Source organism: Streptomyces sp. NPDC031445 (assembly GCF_055581365.1).
Genome location: NZ_JBVIJO010000012.1, coordinates 251,888 through 271,049 on the forward strand (window position 1 = coordinate 251,888; position 19,162 = coordinate 271,049).

Genomic DNA, 19,162 nt, shown 5'->3' on the forward strand with positions numbered 1-19,162 from the left:
CGGGACGCGCTTGTGACGCCGGCGGGCCGGTCTGGCACGATCCCTGCGTGGACTACCCGAACGACCAGGCCCCCGGCGCCCCGGTCCGCTCCGGCATCCCGGAGCACGGCCGGATCCCCAAGTACTACGCGGTGAAGGCGAGGATCGACCGCCACGTGCGCGAACTGGGGGAGGGCCGCCCGATCCCCACCGAGCGTGAGCTGGCCGAGGAGTACGGCGTCGCCCGCGAGACCGTGCGGCAGGCGCTGCGCGAGCTGGTGCTGGAGGGCAGGCTGCGGCGCCGCGGCCGGGGCACGGTGGTCGCCGGGCCCAAGCTGGAGCAGCCGCTGTCGCTGGCCAGCTACACCGAGGGCGTGCGCCGTCAGGGCCGTACCCCCGGCCGTACCCTCGTCACCCTGGACCGCTTCCCCTGCCCGGAGCCGCTGGCCGCCGAGACCGGGCTGACCCGGGGGGAGCCCGTGTGGCACCTGGAGCGGGTGCTGCTGGCGGACGACGAGCGGGTCGGCCTGGAGAGCACGTACGTGGCCGTCGCCCGCGTCCCGCGCCTGGACGCCGACTTCGATCCGGACTCCTCCTTCTACGGCTACCTCGAGGGCCTCGGCGTCTCCTTCGGGGACGCCGACGAACGCATCGAGACGGTGCTGGCCACCCCGCGCGAGGCGCTGCTCATCGGCACGCCGCCCGCGCTGCCGATGCTGCTGATCCACCGCGTCTCCCGGGACACCGACGGCCGCCCGCTGGAGCGGGTGCGCAGCCTGTACCGGGGCGACCGGTTCTCCTTCACCACGCGCCTGCGGGGCTGAGAGACGCACCATCCCCTCCCCGAGGGGATGTATCACGAATGGATAACGGGTCTAGCCCAATCGTGATGGCTCGTTCAGGCTCTCGTTGTCAGCCGGACTCTTCCGGTTCGCCGTTCGAGAGGAACTTTGCCGTCGTGAAAGTGACAATCGTCGGAGCCGGCGTGGTGGGCACCCTGCACGCCTGGCAGGCAGTGGAACGCGGCCATGAGGTCGTGCAGATCGAGCGCGAGGCCGAGGCCCGCGGCGCCTCGCTGCGCAACTTCGGGCAGATCTGGGTGAGCGGCCGCGCGGGCGGCGAGGAGCTTTCGACGGCCCTGCGCGCCCGCGAGCTGTGGGAGGAGATCGGCGGCCGGGTGCCCGCGCTGGGCTTCCGCGCCAACGGCTCCCTCACCCCGGTGCGCGGCGATCTGGAGCACGCCGTCGCCGAGGCGGCCGTGGCCCGCCCGGACGCCGCCGCCCGCGGCTACAAGCTGCTGACCCCGGGGGAGGCCCGCGCCGTCAACCCGGCGCTGCGCGGGTCGTTCGACGCGGCCCTGTACTGCGAGCGGGACGCCGCCGTCGAACCGCGCACCGCCCAGCGCGCCCTGCGCGCCGAACTGCTCAAACACCCCGCCTACACGTTCCTGCCCGGCCGCGAGGTGCGCGAGGTCGTCGGCCGGAGTGCCGTGCGCGACGACCACGGCGACGTGCACACCGCCGACGTGGTGGTGCTGTGCACGGGCGCCTGGCTCGGCGGGCTGGTGCGGGAACTGGCCGGCCCGGACCTGCCGGTGCGCCGGGTGCGGCTGCAGATGATGCAGACCGGCCCGCTGGGCGAGCCGCTGACCACCTCCGTCGCGGACGCCGACAGCTTCCGCTACTACCCGGCGTACGCCTCCGCGGCGCTGGACGAACTCAACGCCCGCCGGCCGCAGCCCGAGACGGCCGCCGCGCACCGCATGCAGCTGCTGATGGTGCAGCGCGCCGACGGCGGCCTGACCATCGGCGACACCCACGAGTACGAGCACCCCTTCGCCTTCGACACCGTCGAGGACCCCTACGACCACCTCACCGGCGTCGTGGAGTCCCTGCTCGGCCGGCCGCTGCCGAAGATCCGCCGCCGCTGGGCCGGGGTGTACGCGCAGTGCACCGACCCGGCGCGGGTGGTGCACCGGCAGCAGGTGCGCGAGGGGGTCTGGCTGGTGACCGGGCCCGGCGGACGCGGCATGACCTGCGCGCCCGCGATCGCCGAGAAGACCGCGAACGACCTGGAGTGGTGAACGACCCGATGACCGACACGACCACCCGCCGCACCCCCGGGCGTCCCGGCGAGCCCGGCACCCCGGCCGTCCCCGACATACGGCTGATCGTCCTGGACATGGCCGGCACCACCGTCGCCGACGGCGGCCTGGTCGAGCGTGCCTTCGCCGCGGCCGCCGCCGAACTGGGCGTCGAGCCCGGCTCCGCCGACCACGCCGGGAAGCTGGCCTACGTCCGCGCCACCATGGGCGAGTCGAAGATCTCCGTGTTCCGGCACCTGTTCGGCACCGAGCAGGACGCCCGGCGCGCCAACGCCGCCTTCGAGCAGGCGTACGGAGAACTCGTCGACGGCGGGCTCGTCGCCCCCGTTCCCGGCGCCCGCGAGGCCATCGAGCAGTTGCGGGCCGACGGCCGCACCGTCGTGCTGACCACCGGCTTCGCCCGGGTCACCCAGGACGCGATCCTCGACGCGCTCGGCTGGCGCGACCTGGTCCCGCTGACCCTGTGCCCGGCCGACGCCGGCGGGCGCGGGCGGCCGTACCCGGACATGGTGCTGGAGGCGTTCCTGCGGACCAAGGCCGCCGACGCCGTCCACCAGGTGGCCGTCGCCGGCGACACCTCCTACGACGTGCTCAGCGGCCTGCGCGCCGGCGCCGGCCTGGTCGCGGGGGTGCGCACCGGCGCCCACGGCGACGAGGAGTTCCACACTGCCGGCGCCACCCACGTGCTGGACTCCGTCACCGCCCTCCCGGCCCTGCTGCGGGGAGAACGGTGAGATGAGCATCCGGTTCGACTCCGTCACGGTCGCCTACGACGGCACCGTCGTCCTCGACGCGCTCGACCTCACCGTCGCGCCGGGCGAGGTGATGGCACTGCTCGGGCCGTCCGGCTCCGGCAAGACCACCGCGCTGCGGGCGGTCGCCGGGTTCGTACGGCCCGCGTCGGGGCGGGTGCTGCTCGGGGAGCGGGACGTGACGGACCTGCCGCCCCACCGGCGGGGCATCGGAATGGTCGTGCAGCAGTACGCCCTCTTCCCGCACCTGCGGGTCGAGGACAACGTCGCCTTCGGGCTCAAGGCCCGCAGGACCCCCAAGGCCGAGATCCGCGAACGGGTCGCCGAGGCCCTGGAGATGACCGGCATGGCCGGCTACGCCCGCCGCCGTCCGCGCGAGCTGTCCGGCGGCCAGCAGCAGCGGGTGGCCATCGCCCGCGCGCTGGCCATCCGGCCGGCCGTGCTGCTGCTCGACGAGCCCCTGTCCGCGCTGGACGCCCGGCTGCGCTCGGGCATGCTCGCCGAACTGGCCCGGCTGCACCGGGAACTGCCCGAGATGTCCATCCTGTACGTCACCCACGACCAGATGGAGGCGCTGACCCTCGCCGACCGGATCGCGGTCATGGACAAGGCGCGCCTACAGGCGTGCGGAACCCCGCAGGAGCTGTACCGGGCACCCGCGAACGCGTTCACCGCCTCCTTCGTCGGCAACGCCAACCTGCTGCCGGTCACCGTCACCGCCCGGGGCGCCGTCCTCGGCGACGCCGAGCTGACGCTGGACACGGCGGGCGCCGCCGCCGGCGCGCGGGCCACCCTGTGCGTCCGGCCGCACCTGGTCGGTCTGGGCGAGGGCCCCAACCGGCTCAACGGCAGCGTCCGCGAAATCCAGTGGCGCGGCTCCACGCACCGGCTGTACGTCGACGTCGCCGGCCACACGGTGATGGTGGACCGGCCCGAGCTGCGCGAGACGCCCGCGCACGGCGAGGAGATCACCGTGCACTTCGCACCCGAGGACGCGGTGCTGCTGGCGGCGGGGGTGAGCGGCGATGACCGGTGAACCCGCGCTGCGGGCGGCCCCCGCCGCAGGCACGCTGGACCCCGCGCCGCAGTCCGGCCGGACGAACCTCACCGCCCCCGGCCCCGGCTCGCGCGACGCGGGCGGCGAGTCCTCCGCCGCGGCGCGCGGCCGGCACGTCCGCACCGCGCGGCGGCTGCTGTGGGCACTGCCCCCCGTCGCCCTGCTCACGCTGTTCTTCCTGCACCCGCTCGCCCTCGTCGTCCGGCAGTCCCTCCGGCCCGGCAGCGGCGGCACGTCCTTCCAGCCGTACACCTACGTGTTCGCCTCGGCCGCGTTCCGCGAGGCGCTGTGGACCACCGTGTGGATCGCGCTCGTCTCCACCGCCGGCTGCCTGGTGCTCGGGTTCCTGCTGGGCCTGGTCATCGCGTTCGTACCGTTCCCCGGTGCCAAGGCGGTCGCCCGGTTCGTCGACGTCTTCCTGTCCTTCCCGTCCTTCCTGATCACGCTGGCCCTGCTGTTCCTCTACGGACGGACCGGCATGGCCAACGGGCTGTGGACCGAGGCCACGGGCGCGGCCCACGGGCCGTTCGACTTCCTCACCACGCCCTGGGGCGTGCTGCTGGCGGAGGTCACCTACTTCACCCCGTTCGTGATGCGCCCGCTGCTCGCCGCGTTCGCGCAGCTGGACACCGCGCAACTGGAGGCGGCCGGCTCCCTCGGCGCCGGCGCCCCGCGCATCGTCCGGCGGATCATCCTGCCCGAGGCGCTGCCCGCGCTCGCCGCCGGCGGCAGCCTGGTGCTGGTGCTGTGCCTCAACGAGTTCGGCATCGTGCTGTTCACCGGTGCCAAGGGCGTCACCACGCTGCCGATGCTCGTCTACGGCAAGGCGATCCTGGAATCCGACTATCCGGGCGCGTGCGCGGTCGCCGTCGTCGACGTCCTGATCTCCGTGGGCCTGTACGGCCTGTACCGGGTGGTGAGCCGTCGTGCTGGTGCATAGCCGCGGGGCCCGCTGGGCGGTGTGGGCGGTGTTCGCCCTGCTGATCCTGCCCCTGTTCGCCCTTCCGCTCCTCGTCGTCCTCGGCGCCTCGTTCGCCACCCACTGGTCCGGTGTCCTGCCCTCCGGCCCGACCACCGCCAACTACCGGACGGTGGCCCGGGGCGAGGCCCTGCACGCGCTCACCACCAGCCTGCTCACCGCCGCGGCGGCCAGTGTGCTCGCGCTGACGGTGGGCGCCTGGGCGGCACTGGCCGCCGCCGCGCTGGGCCGAGCACAGCGCCGGGTGATGGACGCGCTGTTCGTGCTGCCGGTCGCCGTGCCGTCGGTGGTGGTGGGCCTGTCGGTCCTGGTGGCCTTCTCCCAGCCGCCGCTGCTGCTCAACGGCACCCGCTGGATCGTGATCCTCGCCCACACCGTCCTGGTGACGGCGTTCGCCTACCAGTCGGTGTCCGCCGCCCTGGCCCGCCTCGACCCGGCCTACGAGCAGGCCGCCGCCTCCCTCGGGGCCGGCCCGGCGTACGTGCTGTGGCGCATCCGGCTGCCGCTGCTGCTGCCCTCGCTCACCGCCGCGGCCGGGCTGTGCTTCGCGCTGTCCATGGGCGAGCTGAGCGCCACGATGATGCTCTACCCGCCCGACTGGACCCCGCTGCCCGTGCTGATCCACGCCGCCACCGACCGCGGCGCCCTGTTCACCGGCTCCGCCGTCGCGGTGGTCCTCATGACGGCGACCCTGCTCGTGCTGTTCGCCGTCTCCCGCGTGCGCACCAGAGCCTCCTACCGCTGAGACCGGCCCGAGCGCCGGCCCCGCACCCCTCACCAGCCCCAGGCCCTTCCCCTGCCAGGAGATCACTCCGCCATGCCGAGAAACACCCGCAAGGTTGCCGCCGCCCTCACCGTCCTCGCCGCCCCGCTGCTGTCCGCGTGCGGCGGCTCCTCCTCCGCCGACGCCAACGTCGTCACCGTCTACAGCGCCGACGGCCTCAAGGGCGAGAACGGCGACGGCTGGTACGACCGCGTCTTCGAGGACTTCGAGAAGCAGACCGGCATCAAGGTCGAGTACGTCGAGGGCGGCTCCGGCGAGATGGTGCAGCGCGCCGTCCGCGAGAAGAGCAACCCGCAGGCCGACGTGCTGGTCACCCTGCCGCCGTTCATCCAGCAGGCCGACGGCAGGGGCCTGCTGCAGAAGTACGCCCCGAAGGGATCCGACCAGGTCATCGGCTCCGGCAAGGCCGCCGACGGCACCTGGACGACCGTCGTCGACAACTACTTCGGCTTCGTCTACGACAAGAAGGACCTCAGGCAGGCCCCCAGGAGCTGGCAGGACCTGCTCGACGCGAAGTTCAAGAACAGGATCCAGTACTCCACACCCGGGGTCGCCGGCGACGGCACGGCCGTGCTGATCAAGGCGATGCACGACCTGGGCGGCAAGGAGCAGGCCCTGGACTACCTGAAGAAGCTCCAGGCCAACAACGTCGGCCCGTCCGCCTCCACCGGCAAGCTCGCCCCCAAGGTGGACAAGGGCGAACTCCTCGCCGCCAACGGCGACGTGCAGATGAACCACGCCCAGTCCAAGACCATGCCCCACCTCGGCATCTGGTTCCCGGCCGGGCCGGACGGCAAGCCCACCACCTTCGCCCTGCCCTACGCGGCCGGCCTGGTCACCAAGGCCCCGCACAGCGCGAACGGCAGGAAGCTCCTCGACTTCATGCTGACCGAGCGGGCGCAGCGGCAGGTCAGCGCGATCGGCGGCGGCTTCGCCGCCCGCAAGGACATCAAGGCCACCGACGCCGACGCCACCGCCCTGGCCGGGCTGATGAACGGCGTGGAGGTCTTCCAGCCGGACTGGGCCGACATCGAGAAGAACCTCACCCAGTACGTCGAGGACTGGAAGACCGCGACCGGCAACTGACAAGCGCCCCTGACCCCGGCGTCACACGTCCGTACACCCGGACTCGCCGAACGCCCCGTATCTCAGACCAGCTCGGGTCGTGGGTCCGGCCGTGGTGCCGGAGCGGCTCTCGGTTCCCACAGCTCGGTGACGCGTACATACCGGTGGATCACCGACGCCATCGCCAGGAGGAGAAGTGGTCCGAACAGCCAAGGATGCCCGGCCATCTGCGTCGGCAGATAACGGTAGGAGACCAGGAGCACGGCGAAGACCGCCGTCCCGTACGCGACGAGCTGGACGCCCGACCGGTCCCAGCCGCGGTCGAGCGAGCGCAGAGCCACCTCGATCGTGAGCGCGAACACGACGCCGGCGATGAGGTCCGTGCCGTAGTGGTAGCCGAAGCCCAGCGTCGCGCCGAGCGTGGCGACCAGCCAGAACGTGCCCGCGTACCGCAGGAGCCGCGGGCCCTTGCGGGTATGGATGAAGATCGCGGTGGCCCACGCCGTGTGCAGGCTGGGCATGCAGTTACGCGGGGTGATCTCGTCGTAGAACATCGGGTGCGGGGCGGTGACGGGCGGTGGGGTATGGGGCCACAGGTCGGCCACCGCCCACTGCACGCCGCCGGTTCCGGAGGCGCCCGGGCCGTAGGCGAAGACGGGTCCGACCACCGGGAAGAGCATGTAGACGCCCGGCCCGAGGAGGCCGATCACCAGGAAGGTGCGCACCAGATGGTGGCGCGGGAAGCGGCCTTCGACCCCGACGTCGCGCAGCTGGTACAGCGCGACCACGACCGCGGCGACCGCGAGCTGCGCGTAGACGAGGGCGAGGACGTGCGTGCCGACCGGGTCGGTGGCCTGGAGTATCCGGCCCAGCAGCCACGAGGGATTGCCCAGCGCCTGATCGGCGGTCGCCACGTACTGATCGAGCACGGCCGGGCGGGTCTTCGCGGTGATGAGCAGCCAGATGTCACCGGTCTTGCGGCCGATCGCCAGCAGCAGGCCCAGACCGACGCCCTTCAGCAGCAGGACGCGCTCCCGGCCGTCGCGGCGCGCGACGGCGATGACCGCGAGGCCCAGCATCACCCACAAGGCGCCGTTGCCGAAGGCGTGACCGTCGGCCACCTCGGCGTCGGTCGCCCGTCGCACCAGTACGAAGACGACGTCGATGCCGATCGCGGCACCGGCGGCGACGAACCGTTGCCGCCAGGTGAGCACCACCATCGTCAGGGCCAGACCGGCGTACAGGGGCCCCGGCTTGGGCGCGAATATCGTCTCTTTCGCCTGTTCGGTCAACGGCCCCGGTATGCCGGCGCGACGACGCGCGAAGATCTCCAGGGCGATGAGGAAACCGAGTGCCGCCACACCAGCCGTGGCCCACAGTATCGCGCGTGGTTGACGCCACGCGGCGGGTGTCGTTATCCCGGGTATTCGGGGAAACTTCCGCGATGTTTCAGATGTCAACTGTCTGGCCGATGTGTGGGTAGCTGAACAGGGTCACTTTTCGCGCTGGGTGGCATGGATTCCGGTGCAGGCTGAAGGGGCGGTCGGCGCGAGTTCGAACATGTTATCGGAGTGGCGGGGAAATGTTCATGGCGCGTCTCGGTTCTGTCGAACGCGGTGGTGAAGAACGCGCCGGGCCACCGTTTTCACGGACACGCCGGGTTGGTCGGTTACGCGCTGTCGGTCGCCGTGGTGGCGGAGTGTCTCCTCGGTGTCTCCCCGTGCCGGCGCGCGACGGAGGGCAGGCGGTCGCCCGTCAGGTGCCGGCCGCCTGCCCCTCGCTTCAATGCCGCTGCGGCTTGCCGTCGCCGGGCGGTGCGGCCGGCCGGTGGTCCGCGTCGGCAACCGCGGAGGCGTCCTGGCGGGTGACGGTCTCGCCCCGGATCACGCGCGGTTGCGCCGTCGGCTGTCCGTCGTCCATCGCCTTGGCCTCGGCTTTGAGGATGCGTGCCGACTTGCCCGCCGACCGGGCCAGTTCGGGCAGCTTCTTGGCGGCCAGGACGGCTATGACGACGATCAGGATGATCGCGAGTTCGCTCAGTCCGAACACGGAGGGGCCGCCCGTCAGACGTTGACGCCGAAATCGGCGGCGATGCCGGCGAGCCCGGAGGCGTATCCCTGCCCGACGGCACGGAACTTCCACTCGGCACCGTTCCGGTACAGCTCGCCGAAGATCATCGCCGTCTCGGTGGAGGCGTCCTCGGACAGGTCATAGCGGGCGATCTCCGCGCCGCCGGCCTGGTTGACGATGCGGATGAAGGCGTTGCGGACCTGGCCGAAGCTCTGGCCGCGGTTCTCGGCATCGTGGATGGACACGGGGAAGACGATCTTGTCGACCTCGGCGGGTACGGCGGCGAGGTTCACCTTGACGGTCTCGTCGTCGCCCTCGCCCTCACCCGTCAGGTTGTCGCCGGTGTGCTCGACCGATCCGTCCGGGCTGGTCAGGTTGTTGTAGAAGACGAAGTGCCGGTCGGAGAGCACCTTGCCGGATGCGTCGAGCAGCAGGGCCGAAGCGTCCAGGTCGTAGTCGGCGCCGGTGGTGGTGCGCACGTCCCAGCCCAGTCCGACCAGGACGGCGGTCAGGCCCGGCGCCTCCTTGCTGAGCGAGACGTTGCCACCCTTGGACAGGGAAACTCCCACTGCTCTCCTCCTCGGTGAGACGATGACGTTCCAGAATGAATCTACAGGACTGTAGAAGGAGCGGGGGATGGCCGGAGGTCGGGACAACGCCTCCGCCATCGGCACCCTCGTCGAGCGGAGCACCCGCTTCCTCATGCTGGTCCACCTGCCCGACGGCCGTGCCGCCGACTCAACAGCCGATCACGCGAAACGCTCGGCTGGGACACTCCAGCCGAGCGCCTCGCGAACCTCCTGGAGACAGCCGGTTGATCACTGTGGCGCGACGACCGCCGGAATGCGCCTCTCGGCGGTGGGAGGTGTCACGCGGGTAGCGTCACCCCCAACAGCCTGACGCGGTATAGCCCGCGTAGTTGTCGTTGTAGACGTAGAACCAACCGTTGCCGTTCGATGTCCCGCAAGCGGTGTACCGGCCGCCCAGGATGACGCTATTTGCACCACAGGCCCACGTCTGCCCCTTCAGGGCAGTGGTCACCAGAGCGGCACTGGTGCTGGTACTGGTGCGGATGGCCACGTTTTCCAATGCTGTCGCCTTGCCGTCGTTACAGGCCGTGTTGGACCTGAGCTGGGTCGAGCCGTCCGCCGCACCGGCAACTCCCGGAAGGGCGAGGCCGACGACGGCGGCAACCGCCAGCGTGACAGTCAGCCTCGATCGCGTGATCTTTCCCATTGAGCCCCCTTTGATCGGCATTCATACAGTGAGTACCGACAAGTAGCGCCCGAGCTCCGCACCCCGTCAAGCGCCCCGTATGAGGTTGACCTGTTTTCAACGCGAGCACTGGAGACTCGTCGGCCGAGTGCAGCCGCCAGGAGGTGGACGCTGCCGCCGCCGTCGGTGTGGAGGCCGAGGGCCCCGATCAGCCGCCGCGCGAAGCGGGTACCCGGTGCCCGGGCGCAGGCGTCCGGGAAGGCGGTGGGATGGCCGTGACCAGGGATTCAGGCGATCGTGACGCACACGGCCTCACACCCCCGCCGCGCGCCGGCGGCGACGACCTCGACCGCCTCCAGCAGAGCCTGCGGCAACTGGCCCACGCCCACGGGCGGATGCGCTCCCTGCTGGACGCCGTGCTGTCGATCAGCAGCGCGCTCGATCTGACCGTGGTGCTGCACACCATCGCGGAGGCGGCCCGGGGCTTGGTCGGCGCTCGCTACGCGGCCATCGGGGTCCTCGGGGAGGAGGGGGAGTTCACGGATCTGATCACTTCCGGGTTCGGCGCCGACCAGTTCCGCGGCGAGGGCGGCCCCCCGCTCCCGCACGGCACCGGGCTGCTCGGCGAGGTGGTCCGCCACCCCGAGCCCCTGCGCGTGGACGACTTGGCCGCCCACCCGCAGGCCGCCGGCTTCCCCGAGGACCACCCCCTCATGACCACGCTGCTGGGGGTGCCGATCAGGGTGCGCGACACCGTCTACGGCAACATCTACATCGCCGACAAGGAAGCCGGTGTCTTCACCGGCGAGGACGAGGATCTCGTCACGGCGCTGGCGAGCGCGGCAGGCGTCGCGATCGAGAACGCCCGCCTCTACGAGAGGCTGCGGCAGGCCACTGAGGAGTTCCAGCGCCGTCTGCTGCCCGACCTGCCCACGCTGCCGGGACTCGAACTGGAGGCCCGCTACCAACCCTCCACCGACGTCCCCCGCATCGGCGGCGACTGGTACGACCTGATCCACCTGCCCGACCAGGTGCCCTGCCTCATGGTCGGCGACGTCATGGGCCACGGCCTGGAGGCCGCCACCGTGATGAGCCAGATCAGCAACATGCTCCGCGTGATCGCCTTCGACGAGCAGGAGCCGCCCAGCCGCGTCCTGCACCGCCTCGACGACGCTCTGCACCAGCTGCACGGAGGTCCGCTCGCCACGGTCGTCATCGCCCGCCTGGAACCCGCGCCGGCCGGAGGCAGGATCATGCGCTGGTCCAGCGCGGGCCACCTGCCACCCCTGGTCGCCACTCCCGGCCGGTGCCGGCACCTGCCGCAAGAAGTCGGCGTGCCGCTCGGCGTCGATCCCGGTGTTCCGCGCCCCGACCACGAGTGCCGGCTGCCCGCGGGCGCCACCGTGCTCCTGCACACGGACGGCCTGGTCGAGGAGCGCGGCCACTCGATCGACGACGGCATGCGGCAAGCCGCCACCGCCGCTGCCCAGCACGCCCTCGACCCGCTGCCCGAGCTGTGCGAAGCCCTCCTCGCCCAGCGTCAGGGCGCCTTCCACGACGACGTCGCTCTCCTCGCCGCCCGCCTCACGGCATGACCGCACCGCCGGCCCAAGCCGTGGCCTGACGACGCGTGAACCAGCACTCCGGCGGGCATCCGCGTCGCCGGTCGGCGCCGTAGTCGCCGCACATGCTCACGGCGGGGTCGCCCGTCCCGTCCGTGTGGGGTCCGTGGTGAAACCGCAGACCGCCTGTGAACATCGCGGTCCCCTTCTGTGCCCTTCACCACAGCTTTGCCGCAAAGAGATGAAGCCGAGCCACCGCGATATGGCCGGTCGGGGAGCTGATTGGTGGCCTGCATCCACTCGCACGGCGTTGAGCAGCCTTGATGCCGCGGCCGGAAACCCGCGCAAGGACCGCTCTATGATCACCAATGAACTGTTCGCTTCGCGTCCCTCCCCCTGCCGCAGGCGATTCTTGGCGACCGCGAACGCGAGCAGCCGAGCGGACCGTGTGACGGTAACGCATGTGGAGAAAGGTGAACTCAATGGCTCTCAGGTTGCTCCAGCGTCGGCGTTCCCGCGGCGCCTCTGGTGCCGTGCCGAGCCTCTCGGTCCCCCTGCCGGCCGATGCCGGGGCGTTCGGCCTGGTGGTCGTGGATCCCACGGGGCAGCCGATGGGCGGAGCCGAGGTCACGGTGACCGCGCTCGACAGCCACCGGGTGGCCGCGCGGGGCACCACGGACCCCCACGGGTACTTCATGGCGACGCTGTCACCGGGCTCCTACAGCGTGCTGACCGTGGCCGAGGGTCTGTCACCCGCCCGCGAGGACCTGGACATCGCCGCCGGGGTGGCGCTGCCCCAGAGGCGCGTCGCGCTGGAGCCCGCCCGGCAGCTGGAACTCCCGACAGCCGGAACCTGGCTGTTCGACCCTCCGCACACCGCGATCCGGTTCATCGCCAAGCACGTGGGCATGGCCCATGTCCACGGGCGGTTCACCCGTTTCGAGGGCGGTATCCGTATCGCACCGAACATGGCCGACTCACACGTCTCGGTGCGCATCGACGCCTCCAGCATCTCCACGGGCAACAACACGCGGGACAACCACCTTCGTTCCGCCGATTTCCTGGACGTCGAGCGCTTCCCGTACATCGACTTCACCAGCACCCGTTTCGCCTACCGCGGCGGCTCCAAGTGGACCCTGCACGGCACGCTCACCATGCACGGCACCAGCCGTTCCGTCGGACTCGACACGACCTACCTCGGGACGGTCAACGGAGGCTACGAGCAGGAACTGCGCTGCGCGGCCCTCGCGAAGGCGGAGCTCCACCGGGAGGACTTCACACTCAACTGGCGCTCCATGCTGGCCCGTGGCATCGCCGTCGTCGGCCCGACCGTGCAACTGGAGCTCGACGTGCAGGCGATGTACCACACCCACGACACGCCCACGCCCCCGAAGTAAGACCCGGCAGCGACCCGCGGGACGCGGACCGCGCTCCGGCAGCGCACCCCCACATCATGCTGTTCTTGTGCAGCTTTGCGGTGGACCGCATGGAAACCAGACGAGACCACCCATCCGGCCGGGCAGTGCCGGCGAAGCCGTGATAGCACGGAGCGGTCTGATGGAAAGGGCTCACGCATATGGGAATCTTCAGTCGCCGCCAGAGCGCTGTCATCGACCCGACGACGGCTGGCGGCACGGGCGCCCCGGACACGGCGGCCGCACCCCGGAGTGTCGCGCTCGACCCGGCCTTTCAGGCACTGACCGGGCTGTGGAGCATCGACCGTGCCCACAGCCGCATCGGATTCTCCGTCAGGCACGCCATGGTGACCACGGTCCGGGGGGCTTTCGCCGACTACGACAGCACGTTGTACTTCGACGGAACCCGGCCCTCCGAGTCGCGGGCCGAACTCGTCGTCCGGGTCGCCAGCGTCGACACGGGGGTGGAGCAGCGGGACGCGCACATCATCGGCCCCGACTTCTTCGACGCGCGCCGCTACCCGGACATGACCTTCCGCTCCACCTCCACCAGCCACGAAGGCGGCGGGAGCTTCCGCATGACCGGGGACCTGACCATCCGCGACATCACCCGGCCCGTCCACCTGCAACTCGACTACCTCGGGTCGGTCCTGGACCCGTTCGGCTACGAGCGGGCCGGCTTCGACGGCACCACCACCATCGACCGCACCGAATGGGGTCTGGCCTACAACCAGCGCCTCAAGACGGGCGGCGCCATGGTGAGCGAGAAGATCCGACTGCAGTTCGACATCTCCGCGATCCGGTCCGTGTCATAGAGGAGCGCCGGCGGGCAGCAGGCTGCGTTCGCCGCCGTGGACGCCGATCACGGTCCCGTCGACGTAGCTGCTGCGGTCCTCCAGCAGCAACAGCACGACGTCCGCGATCCGTTCCGGGTCGCCGGTCCGGCCGCGCGGTCACCCGGTCCATCGCGTCGGCGTGGACGGTCAGCAGCGGCTCCGTTCCCGGCGTGCGCACGTGCCCGGAGGCGACCGCGTCGACCCGGACGCCGGCGCCGCCTGACTCGGTGGCCCAGTGGCGGGTCAGCGTCTGCGGCGCCGCCTTCGACGCCCCGTACGCGGCCCCGGCCGGCGCGGCCGAGGTGGCGGCGGTCGAGCTGACGTCGACGACCGCGCTGTGGCCGCGTCGGGCCATGCCCGGGGCCGGCGCCGTCACCAGCTGGAACGGCGCCCGCGTGTCGGTCGCCAGGTGCCGGTCGAAGCCGTCCGCGCTCGTGCCGGGAGCGGTGGTGAACTCGTACACCCCGGCGTTCGCCAGGTCGGCGGGGACGAACCGGAGCGCATCCTCCAGGAACACCACAGCGGCCGCGGGGGCCGCACGCTGACCTCCCTGGCCGGCGAACTGAGCCCCACGGACGAGCAGGCCCGGGAAGACCTGTGCAACGCCTTCCAGCGCCGGCGGTCCCTGCTGTACGACGGCCTGCGCGCCGCGCGCGAACGAGGCGACCTACGCTCCCAGGCCGACCTCGACGAGCTGTCGACGGCCCTGCTCACCGCCCTTCAGGGCGGCGGCCTCCTGAGCCAGACCCCGCACACCGCGGAACCGGTGCGGGCATCCCCCCTGCCTGGGGTGGGCGTCGGAGCGGAGCATTATCACGCGGGTACCCGCCAGGCCAACCGGAATCGGTGCATCGCAGACGCCACGGACAGATGCCGCTTATCCTCGGAAGAAGCCGGCCGGTCCTGCCCGGACCAGGCAGCAGCTCCCTCACCCCCGACAGCTCACCGAAGGCGCCATGCCATCCCACTCCGGGGCCCGACCCCGTCCCCTGCCATCCGAACAGACCGCCGCCGGCGAGGACATCAGCGTCGTCACGCTGCACGGCGCCATCGACCACCACAACATCGACGACGTCAGCGACACCCTCCTCTTTCCCCGCGGTGCGGCCACGGCCCGCACCGTGATCAACCTCAGCGCCGTCACCTTCATCGACTCCAGCGGCATCAACGCCTTCATCACCGCCCACCATGCCGCACAGCGCGCCGGAGGCTGGCTGCGTCTGGCCGGCCCCGTCGAATCGGTCCTGCGCATCATCGAGATGGTCGGCCTGGACGAGATCATGGGCTGCTACCCCAGCACCTGCCGCGCGCTCGCCGCCTGACGGCGAGCGGGGGAGGGGCGGCCGCGCGCAGCACCTCGCGTCAGGAGCGGTCGTCGCCGGCGGGGTCGGGGGCGTCCTCGTCGTAGCCGAGGGACAGCCGCGCCCGCGTGCACGGTGCTGCCGCGGTCGTGCCGCCGGCGGAGCCGGGCGTCAGACCGACCGGCTCGCCGACGACCTCGCGCCCTGTGCCCCGCTCACTCCTTCGGGCGGCGGCAGGCCAGCCACGCCAGGACGGCCACGCCCGCCGCGGCCAGCAGCACCTTGCGGTTGCTCCGCGCCAACTGCGCTCCTCGGGCCGTCTTCTGCCGCACGGGCTCGGGTGCCTTCTCGTTCCACAGCTGCCCGGCCTGGGCCGTCTTCGCGCGGGCCTGCTCGGCGGCCTGGGCGGCGGAGTCCTTGACCGTCTCGGGCAGCCGGTCCTGTGCCTGGTGGGCCAGGTCGGCGGCCTTCGCCTTCAACTGCCCGGCCTTGAGGGCGGCCTGCTCCTTCAGCTCGCCGGCCTTCGCGGCGGCCTGCTCCTTGACCTCGGCGGCCTTCTCCTGGGCGCGTGCCTTGACGTCGGTCTTGGCCGCGAGCGCCTCGACCGTGTCCCCGAGTTCGTTCCGGGTCCGTTCGACCTGCTCGCGCAGCTCCTCGGGGCTGGTGGCGGTGGGCTCGTCGTGCGGGGGCTGGGTCATCGGTGCGCACTCTCCTTGATCTCGGCCACGTCGGCCTTCACGTTCTCGACCGTCTGCTCGGGCGTGGGCGGCGCGGCCTGGTCGACCTGCTTCTTTCCACTCATGGCCAGCACGGCGGCGATCACGCCCAGCACCGCTGTGACGATCAGCCCGGCCGCCCACACCGGCAGCGGCACGGCCAGCGCGGCGATCACGGTGGTGACCAGCGCTTGCAGCGTCAGGAAGCCGACGACTCCGGCCCCGCCGAACAGACCACCGCCCTTGCCGTAACGCCTGCCCTTCTGTTTCATCTCCGCCTGTGCCAGGCGCAGTTCGCCTCGCACCAGCTCGGTCAGCTGCTGCGAGGCCCGCTGGACCAGCTCGCCCACCGGTTCCTGACCGGAGCGGTCCGCGCTCCGGCCGGACCCGGCGAAGTGCGGCTGTGTGCTCGACATGACAGTCACCTCCCGTTCCTGAGTCTCGGCCGGACCGCCTCCCGCGCCCGGCCATCCGTCGAGCGCGCGAGTACCCCGAACGGGCAAGTTCAGATCGGGCACCCGGCCCACGGGCACATCCCGCCGGGTGACTCGGTACGGGAGCGCGCCCGACGTTGAGCGCGCCGTCATTTCCGGTGCCTGGCGCGGCGCGGCCGGGAGCGGGTGCCGCGGGTGAAGGCGCAGGCCAGGCCGAGGCATTGCAGGGCGGCGCAGACGGTGATCGTCATGTGCAGGGCGGCGGGGTCGATGAGGGCCATGAGGATGCCGGCGACGGGGTAGGGCGCGAGCAGGATCAGCACGGTGACGGACAGCGTGCTGCCGAACACCTCGGCGGGGATGAGGTGGGATCGCAGCGTGCGCAGTACGACGGCCAGCACGCTGTCACCCGCCATGAAGAGCGCGATGAGGACCAGGTACGACAGGTACGAGCCCGTGTGGGCGATCAGGAAGCACGGCACCACGGTCACGAGAGCGGCGCAGCGGCCCACCCCTTGCAGCCCCCACCGGTCGATCGCGACACGGCTGGTGGCGACCGCGAGCAGCGAGGCCGCGGCCGCGCAGGACCACACCACCCCGACCAGGGCGCTGGACCGGCCGAGTTGCTGCACCACGATCACCGGGGTCGCCGCCTCCAGCAGGCCGAGCGCCAGGTTGGACAGTGCCAGCCCCACCACCAGCCAGGTGAGCGCCGGCAGCGCACGCAGGGTCGCCCAGCCGGTGCGCCATCCACTGGCGGCCGGTACGGTCGCTTCCCCCGCCTGCGCGGAGGGCCGGTGCATGCGAGGGGTGATGGCGGCCGACACCACCGACAGACCACTGATCGCCGTGAGCATGCCGCTGAAGCCGGCCCACTGCAGGAGCAGCCCGCCCGCCGCGGGGCCGGCCAGGGCCGCTGTCTGATCGATGCCCAGCAGGACGGACTGGAGGCGGTGCGCGGTGTCGCCGGCGTCGCGGCTGGCGACGGCCCCGACACTCTCGGCCGCGATGAAGCTGAACTGGGTCAGGCAGCCCGCGCACGCCGCCAGGAGCATGACCAGTCCGGGGGTGCTGGTGTCGTCGGCCGTCGTCAGTGCGGGCACGGCGAGAGCGGTGACGAGCGCCCGTGCCGTGGCGGCCAGCCGGAAGACCCGGGTGGGCCCGAAACGGTCGACGGCCAGGCCGGCCAGAGCGAAGGTGCACAGCCGCGGCGCCCACGCCATGACGAAGGCGATCCCGGTCAGCGACGACGACTTGGTCGCGCCCAGCACCAGCAGGGGAATGCCGTAGGTGGCCATGGAGGAGGCGAGGGCGTCCGCGAGGCGCGGCAGATAGACACCGCGGACCCGACCGTGGGTCACGGTGCGGGCGTGTCTGGGTCCGGCGGACCGGACTTTCGTGGGTATCAAAGGGACGTGTTGTTTCTGTGAACCGTGGCGGCGGTCAGGGGAGCGACCCGGGCGGGGAGAGGCGCAAGTGCCCACAAGGCAGGTAGGTCCGAGTCCACTCCGTTCCAGCGAGAGCCAGGTCGATGGCGGACGGCGGGGCGCGAGGGCGGAGTTCGCACTCGGACGAGTGGAAGCAGGCGCCCGTGGCCGGACAGTCCGCGACGGGCGAGCGGACCCGTCACCTACCATCAGCGTGATCACCGCACCGGATGTTACGCCGGGTAAACCCAGGTCGCGCCCGCGAGTTGGGGAGGTCACGGGTACAGCACGGGCGGCGGGGGAGCAGGGCGGCATTTCAGGCGCCCGCGTCACCCTCACCGACGGCGAGGGGACGGACGTGCCGGCCGAAGGGATGCTCCGGCGTCCGTGCCGCCGTGATGGGCAGGGGCCGGGCCGACAGGCACCGCGAGGCTTCCGCGCCCTTTCCGCCATGCCGTCCGCTTCGAGTGCGGGCGGCGGGTATCCGGCCGGCACCGGCGCTGCCCGCTGCCCGGCGGGGGCCGCATGGGGGCGCCGTGCGGCGCGCCCACGGCGTGAGATGGCGGTTCAGGAGGTCCGAGGAGCCGGCGAAGGCCGGCTGGGATCAGGGCGACCAGACGTACGGCGTCGTCGTGGTGACCGCGTGCAGGCCGAGGCGGGTGAGGATCGGGGCGCTGTCTGCTGAGGCGTCGACGTAGACGTAGGGGACACCGCGGGCGGCGGCGAGTTGGGCCCGGTGGGCGACCATGGCCCGGTAGATGCCCTGTCCGCGCCATGCCTTGAGCGTCGAACCGCCCCAGAGGCCACCGAAGTCGACGCCGTCCTTGAACACCAGCCAGGCCGCACAGACGACTTCGGAGCCTGCCTCGGCGACGAGGACCACGGTGTTCTCCGGGGCGTTCTCTATCCGGGCGGCCAGGTCGTCGGCGAGCCAACTCCAGTCCTCGCCCCAGACGCTGCTCTCCATGGCGGCGACGCGCCGGAGGTCCGACCTGGAGGTGACACGGCGGAGGGACACCCCGTCGGGCAGGACGGGATCGGCGGCAAGGTCCGCGGACTGCCCGATGAGGACGGTCTCGCTGTCCTCGGCGACGAAGCCGGCCGCCGTGAGCCGGTCGGTGAGGTCGGCGGGGAGGTCATGGGCGCGGGTCTTCCACTCGACCGCCTCGCCACGGGCAGCGTAGAAGTCACGCTGCCGCGCTATGAGCGCGTCGAGTTCCGCCCCGTACACCCCGAGGTCGCGTGGGCCCGTGACGAAGCCACGGTGCCAGCCGACGACGCGGGTCAAGGGGCCGTCCTTCTCGATGCGGGCGCTGCCGCCTGGAGGGGTGACACCACGGAGTTGGGCGTCGTACGCGGCGCGGAGTCGGCCGGTCAGAATGTCCTTCACCCGAACACCGTACGGACCGGGTCAAGTGCCCGGAACCACGTGCCGTCGACGTGCCGTCAGCGACTGCCACCGGAAA

At 71.8% G+C, this 19,162-nt stretch carries 19 protein-coding genes and 3 pseudogenes; 12 read left to right on the forward strand and 10 right to left on the reverse strand.

Features of this window, described 5'->3' with window-relative positions; genetic code table 11:
* Positions 1-47 precede the first annotated feature (47 nt).
* From ACZ5DC_RS29090 to ACZ5DC_RS29120, 7 genes are all read left to right on the forward strand, one after another.
* On the forward strand, positions 48-803 hold the full coding sequence (locus ACZ5DC_RS29090) for a GntR family transcriptional regulator (RefSeq protein WP_468657524.1): 756 nt from the start codon (positions 48-50) through the stop codon (positions 801-803).
* 134 nt (positions 804-937) lie between these two features.
* Positions 938-2,062, forward strand: coding sequence for a TIGR03364 family FAD-dependent oxidoreductase (locus tag ACZ5DC_RS29095; RefSeq protein ID WP_468657526.1), 1,125 nt, complete (start codon positions 938-940; stop codon positions 2,060-2,062).
* Between the two features lie 8 nt (positions 2,063-2,070).
* Positions 2,071-2,817, forward strand: coding sequence for an HAD family hydrolase (locus ACZ5DC_RS29100; RefSeq protein WP_468657528.1), 747 nt, complete (start codon positions 2,071-2,073; stop codon positions 2,815-2,817).
* Position 2,818: 1 nt separating this feature from the next.
* Positions 2,819-3,871, forward strand: a complete 1,053-nt coding sequence (locus tag ACZ5DC_RS29105; RefSeq protein ID WP_468657530.1) for an ABC transporter ATP-binding protein — start codon at positions 2,819-2,821, stop codon at positions 3,869-3,871.
* A complete protein-coding gene (locus ACZ5DC_RS29110; RefSeq protein ID WP_468657532.1) occupies positions 3,861-4,832 on the forward strand; it encodes a 2-aminoethylphosphonate ABC transporter permease subunit in 972 nt (323 codons plus the stop codon). The genes ACZ5DC_RS29105 and ACZ5DC_RS29110 overlap by 11 nt, the downstream gene beginning before the upstream one ends.
* Positions 4,819-5,616 (forward strand): ABC transporter permease, encoded by a 798-nt coding sequence (locus ACZ5DC_RS29115; RefSeq protein ID WP_468657534.1) that lies wholly within the window; start codon positions 4,819-4,821, stop codon positions 5,614-5,616. The genes ACZ5DC_RS29110 and ACZ5DC_RS29115 overlap by 14 nt, the downstream gene beginning before the upstream one ends.
* Before the next feature lie 72 nt (positions 5,617-5,688).
* Positions 5,689-6,741 carry a 2-aminoethylphosphonate ABC transporter substrate-binding protein gene (locus tag ACZ5DC_RS29120; RefSeq protein ID WP_468657536.1) on the forward strand — a complete coding sequence of 351 codons (1,053 nt, stop codon included), beginning with the start codon at positions 5,689-5,691 and terminating at the stop codon, positions 6,739-6,741.
* Between the two features lie 62 nt (positions 6,742-6,803).
* Here ACZ5DC_RS29120 and ACZ5DC_RS29125 read toward each other — a convergent pair whose 3' ends face one another.
* From ACZ5DC_RS29125 to ACZ5DC_RS29140, 4 genes are all read right to left on the reverse strand, one after another.
* Positions 6,804-8,102, reverse strand: a complete 1,299-nt coding sequence (locus tag ACZ5DC_RS29125) for a phosphatase PAP2 family protein (protein ID WP_468657686.1) — start codon at positions 8,100-8,102, stop codon at positions 6,804-6,806.
* A gap of 400 nt (positions 8,103-8,502) precedes the next feature.
* Positions 8,503-8,769, reverse strand: coding sequence for a twin-arginine translocase TatA/TatE family subunit (locus tag ACZ5DC_RS29130; RefSeq protein ID WP_468657538.1), 267 nt, complete (start codon positions 8,767-8,769; stop codon positions 8,503-8,505).
* Between the two features lie 14 nt (positions 8,770-8,783).
* Positions 8,784-9,359: a TerD family protein gene (locus ACZ5DC_RS29135; protein ID WP_366754062.1), complete on the reverse strand. Its 576-nt coding sequence runs from the start codon at positions 9,357-9,359 to the stop codon at positions 8,784-8,786.
* A gap of 313 nt (positions 9,360-9,672) precedes the next feature.
* Positions 9,673-10,026 (reverse strand): hypothetical protein, encoded by a 354-nt coding sequence (locus ACZ5DC_RS29140; protein WP_468657540.1) that lies wholly within the window; start codon positions 10,024-10,026, stop codon positions 9,673-9,675.
* Positions 10,027-10,280: 254 nt separating this feature from the next.
* On the opposite strand from ACZ5DC_RS29140, the gene ACZ5DC_RS29145 reads away from it, so the two are divergent.
* The 3 genes from ACZ5DC_RS29145 to ACZ5DC_RS29155 all read left to right on the forward strand — a co-directional run bounded on the left by ACZ5DC_RS29145 (position 10,281) and on the right by ACZ5DC_RS29155 (position 13,797).
* Positions 10,281-11,600 carry a PP2C family protein-serine/threonine phosphatase gene (locus ACZ5DC_RS29145; protein WP_468657542.1) on the forward strand — a complete coding sequence of 440 codons (1,320 nt, stop codon included), beginning with the start codon at positions 10,281-10,283 and terminating at the stop codon, positions 11,598-11,600.
* Positions 11,601-12,049: 449 nt separating this feature from the next.
* Positions 12,050-12,964, forward strand: coding sequence for a YceI family protein (locus ACZ5DC_RS29150; RefSeq protein ID WP_468657544.1), 915 nt, complete (start codon positions 12,050-12,052; stop codon positions 12,962-12,964).
* Between the two features lie 179 nt (positions 12,965-13,143).
* Positions 13,144-13,797: a YceI family protein gene (locus ACZ5DC_RS29155; RefSeq protein WP_468657546.1), complete on the forward strand. Its 654-nt coding sequence runs from the start codon at positions 13,144-13,146 to the stop codon at positions 13,795-13,797.
* On the opposite strand, the pseudogene ACZ5DC_RS29160 reads toward ACZ5DC_RS29155, so the two are convergent.
* Positions 13,792-13,923, reverse strand: a pseudogene (locus ACZ5DC_RS29160) (hypothetical protein); the annotation flags it as partial. The gene ACZ5DC_RS29155 and the pseudogene ACZ5DC_RS29160 sit on opposite strands and share 6 nt — an antisense overlap.
* A 97-nt stretch (positions 13,924-14,020) precedes the next feature.
* Positions 14,021-14,338 (reverse strand): annotated as a pseudogene (locus ACZ5DC_RS29165) (SDR family NAD(P)-dependent oxidoreductase); the annotation flags it as partial.
* On the opposite strand from ACZ5DC_RS29165, the pseudogene ACZ5DC_RS29170 reads away from it, so the two are divergent.
* Both ACZ5DC_RS29170 and ACZ5DC_RS29175 read left to right on the forward strand, forming a co-directional pair.
* Positions 14,228-14,530, forward strand: a pseudogene (locus tag ACZ5DC_RS29170) (TetR family transcriptional regulator C-terminal domain-containing protein); the annotation flags it as partial. The pseudogenes ACZ5DC_RS29165 and ACZ5DC_RS29170 sit on opposite strands and share 111 nt — an antisense overlap.
* A 244-nt stretch (positions 14,531-14,774) precedes the next feature.
* On the forward strand, positions 14,775-15,140 hold the full coding sequence (locus ACZ5DC_RS29175) for an STAS domain-containing protein (RefSeq protein WP_468657548.1): 366 nt from the start codon (positions 14,775-14,777) through the stop codon (positions 15,138-15,140).
* Positions 15,141-15,334: 194 nt separating this feature from the next.
* Here ACZ5DC_RS29175 and ACZ5DC_RS29180 read toward each other — a convergent pair whose 3' ends face one another.
* The 4 genes from ACZ5DC_RS29180 to ACZ5DC_RS29195 form a co-directional block, all read right to left on the reverse strand.
* Positions 15,335-15,817, reverse strand: coding sequence for a DUF3618 domain-containing protein (locus ACZ5DC_RS29180; protein WP_468657550.1), 483 nt, complete (start codon positions 15,815-15,817; stop codon positions 15,335-15,337).
* Positions 15,814-16,251 carry a phage holin family protein gene (locus ACZ5DC_RS29185; protein ID WP_468657552.1) on the reverse strand — a complete coding sequence of 146 codons (438 nt, stop codon included), beginning with the start codon at positions 16,249-16,251 and terminating at the stop codon, positions 15,814-15,816. Before ACZ5DC_RS29185 ends, ACZ5DC_RS29180 begins: the two co-directional genes overlap by 4 nt.
* 167 nt (positions 16,252-16,418) lie before the next feature.
* Positions 16,419-17,630 carry an MFS transporter gene (locus ACZ5DC_RS29190; protein WP_468657554.1) on the reverse strand — a complete coding sequence of 404 codons (1,212 nt, stop codon included), beginning with the start codon at positions 17,628-17,630 and terminating at the stop codon, positions 16,419-16,421.
* Positions 17,631-18,300: 670 nt separating this feature from the next.
* Complete coding sequence (locus tag ACZ5DC_RS29195) at positions 18,301-19,086, reverse strand: GNAT family N-acetyltransferase (protein ID WP_468657556.1); 786 nt, start codon at positions 19,084-19,086, stop codon at positions 18,301-18,303.
* Between the last annotated feature and the right edge of the window lie 76 nt (positions 19,087-19,162).

Coding starts and splice junctions, on each gene's coding strand:
- ACZ5DC_RS29100 (WP_468657528.1), top strand. CDS start 2,071: ATGACCGACACGACCACCCGCCGCACCCCCGGGCGTCCCGGCGAGCCC.
- ACZ5DC_RS29105 (WP_468657530.1), top strand. CDS start 2,819: ATGAGCATCCGGTTCGACTCCGTCACGGTCGCCTACGACGGCACCGTC.
- ACZ5DC_RS29110 (WP_468657532.1), top strand. CDS start 3,861: ATGACCGGTGAACCCGCGCTGCGGGCGGCCCCCGCCGCAGGCACGCTG.
- ACZ5DC_RS29120 (WP_468657536.1), top strand. CDS start 5,689: ATGCCGAGAAACACCCGCAAGGTTGCCGCCGCCCTCACCGTCCTCGCC.
- ACZ5DC_RS29140 (WP_468657540.1), bottom strand. CDS start 10,026: ATGGGAAAGATCACGCGATCGAGGCTGACTGTCACGCTGGCGGTTGCC.
- ACZ5DC_RS29150 (WP_468657544.1), top strand. CDS start 12,050: ATGGCTCTCAGGTTGCTCCAGCGTCGGCGTTCCCGCGGCGCCTCTGGT.
- ACZ5DC_RS29155 (WP_468657546.1), top strand. CDS start 13,144: ATGGGAATCTTCAGTCGCCGCCAGAGCGCTGTCATCGACCCGACGACG.
- ACZ5DC_RS29175 (WP_468657548.1), top strand. CDS start 14,775: ATGCCATCCCACTCCGGGGCCCGACCCCGTCCCCTGCCATCCGAACAG.
- ACZ5DC_RS29180 (WP_468657550.1), bottom strand. CDS start 15,817: ATGACCCAGCCCCCGCACGACGAGCCCACCGCCACCAGCCCCGAGGAG.
- ACZ5DC_RS29185 (WP_468657552.1), bottom strand. CDS start 16,251: ATGTCGAGCACACAGCCGCACTTCGCCGGGTCCGGCCGGAGCGCGGAC.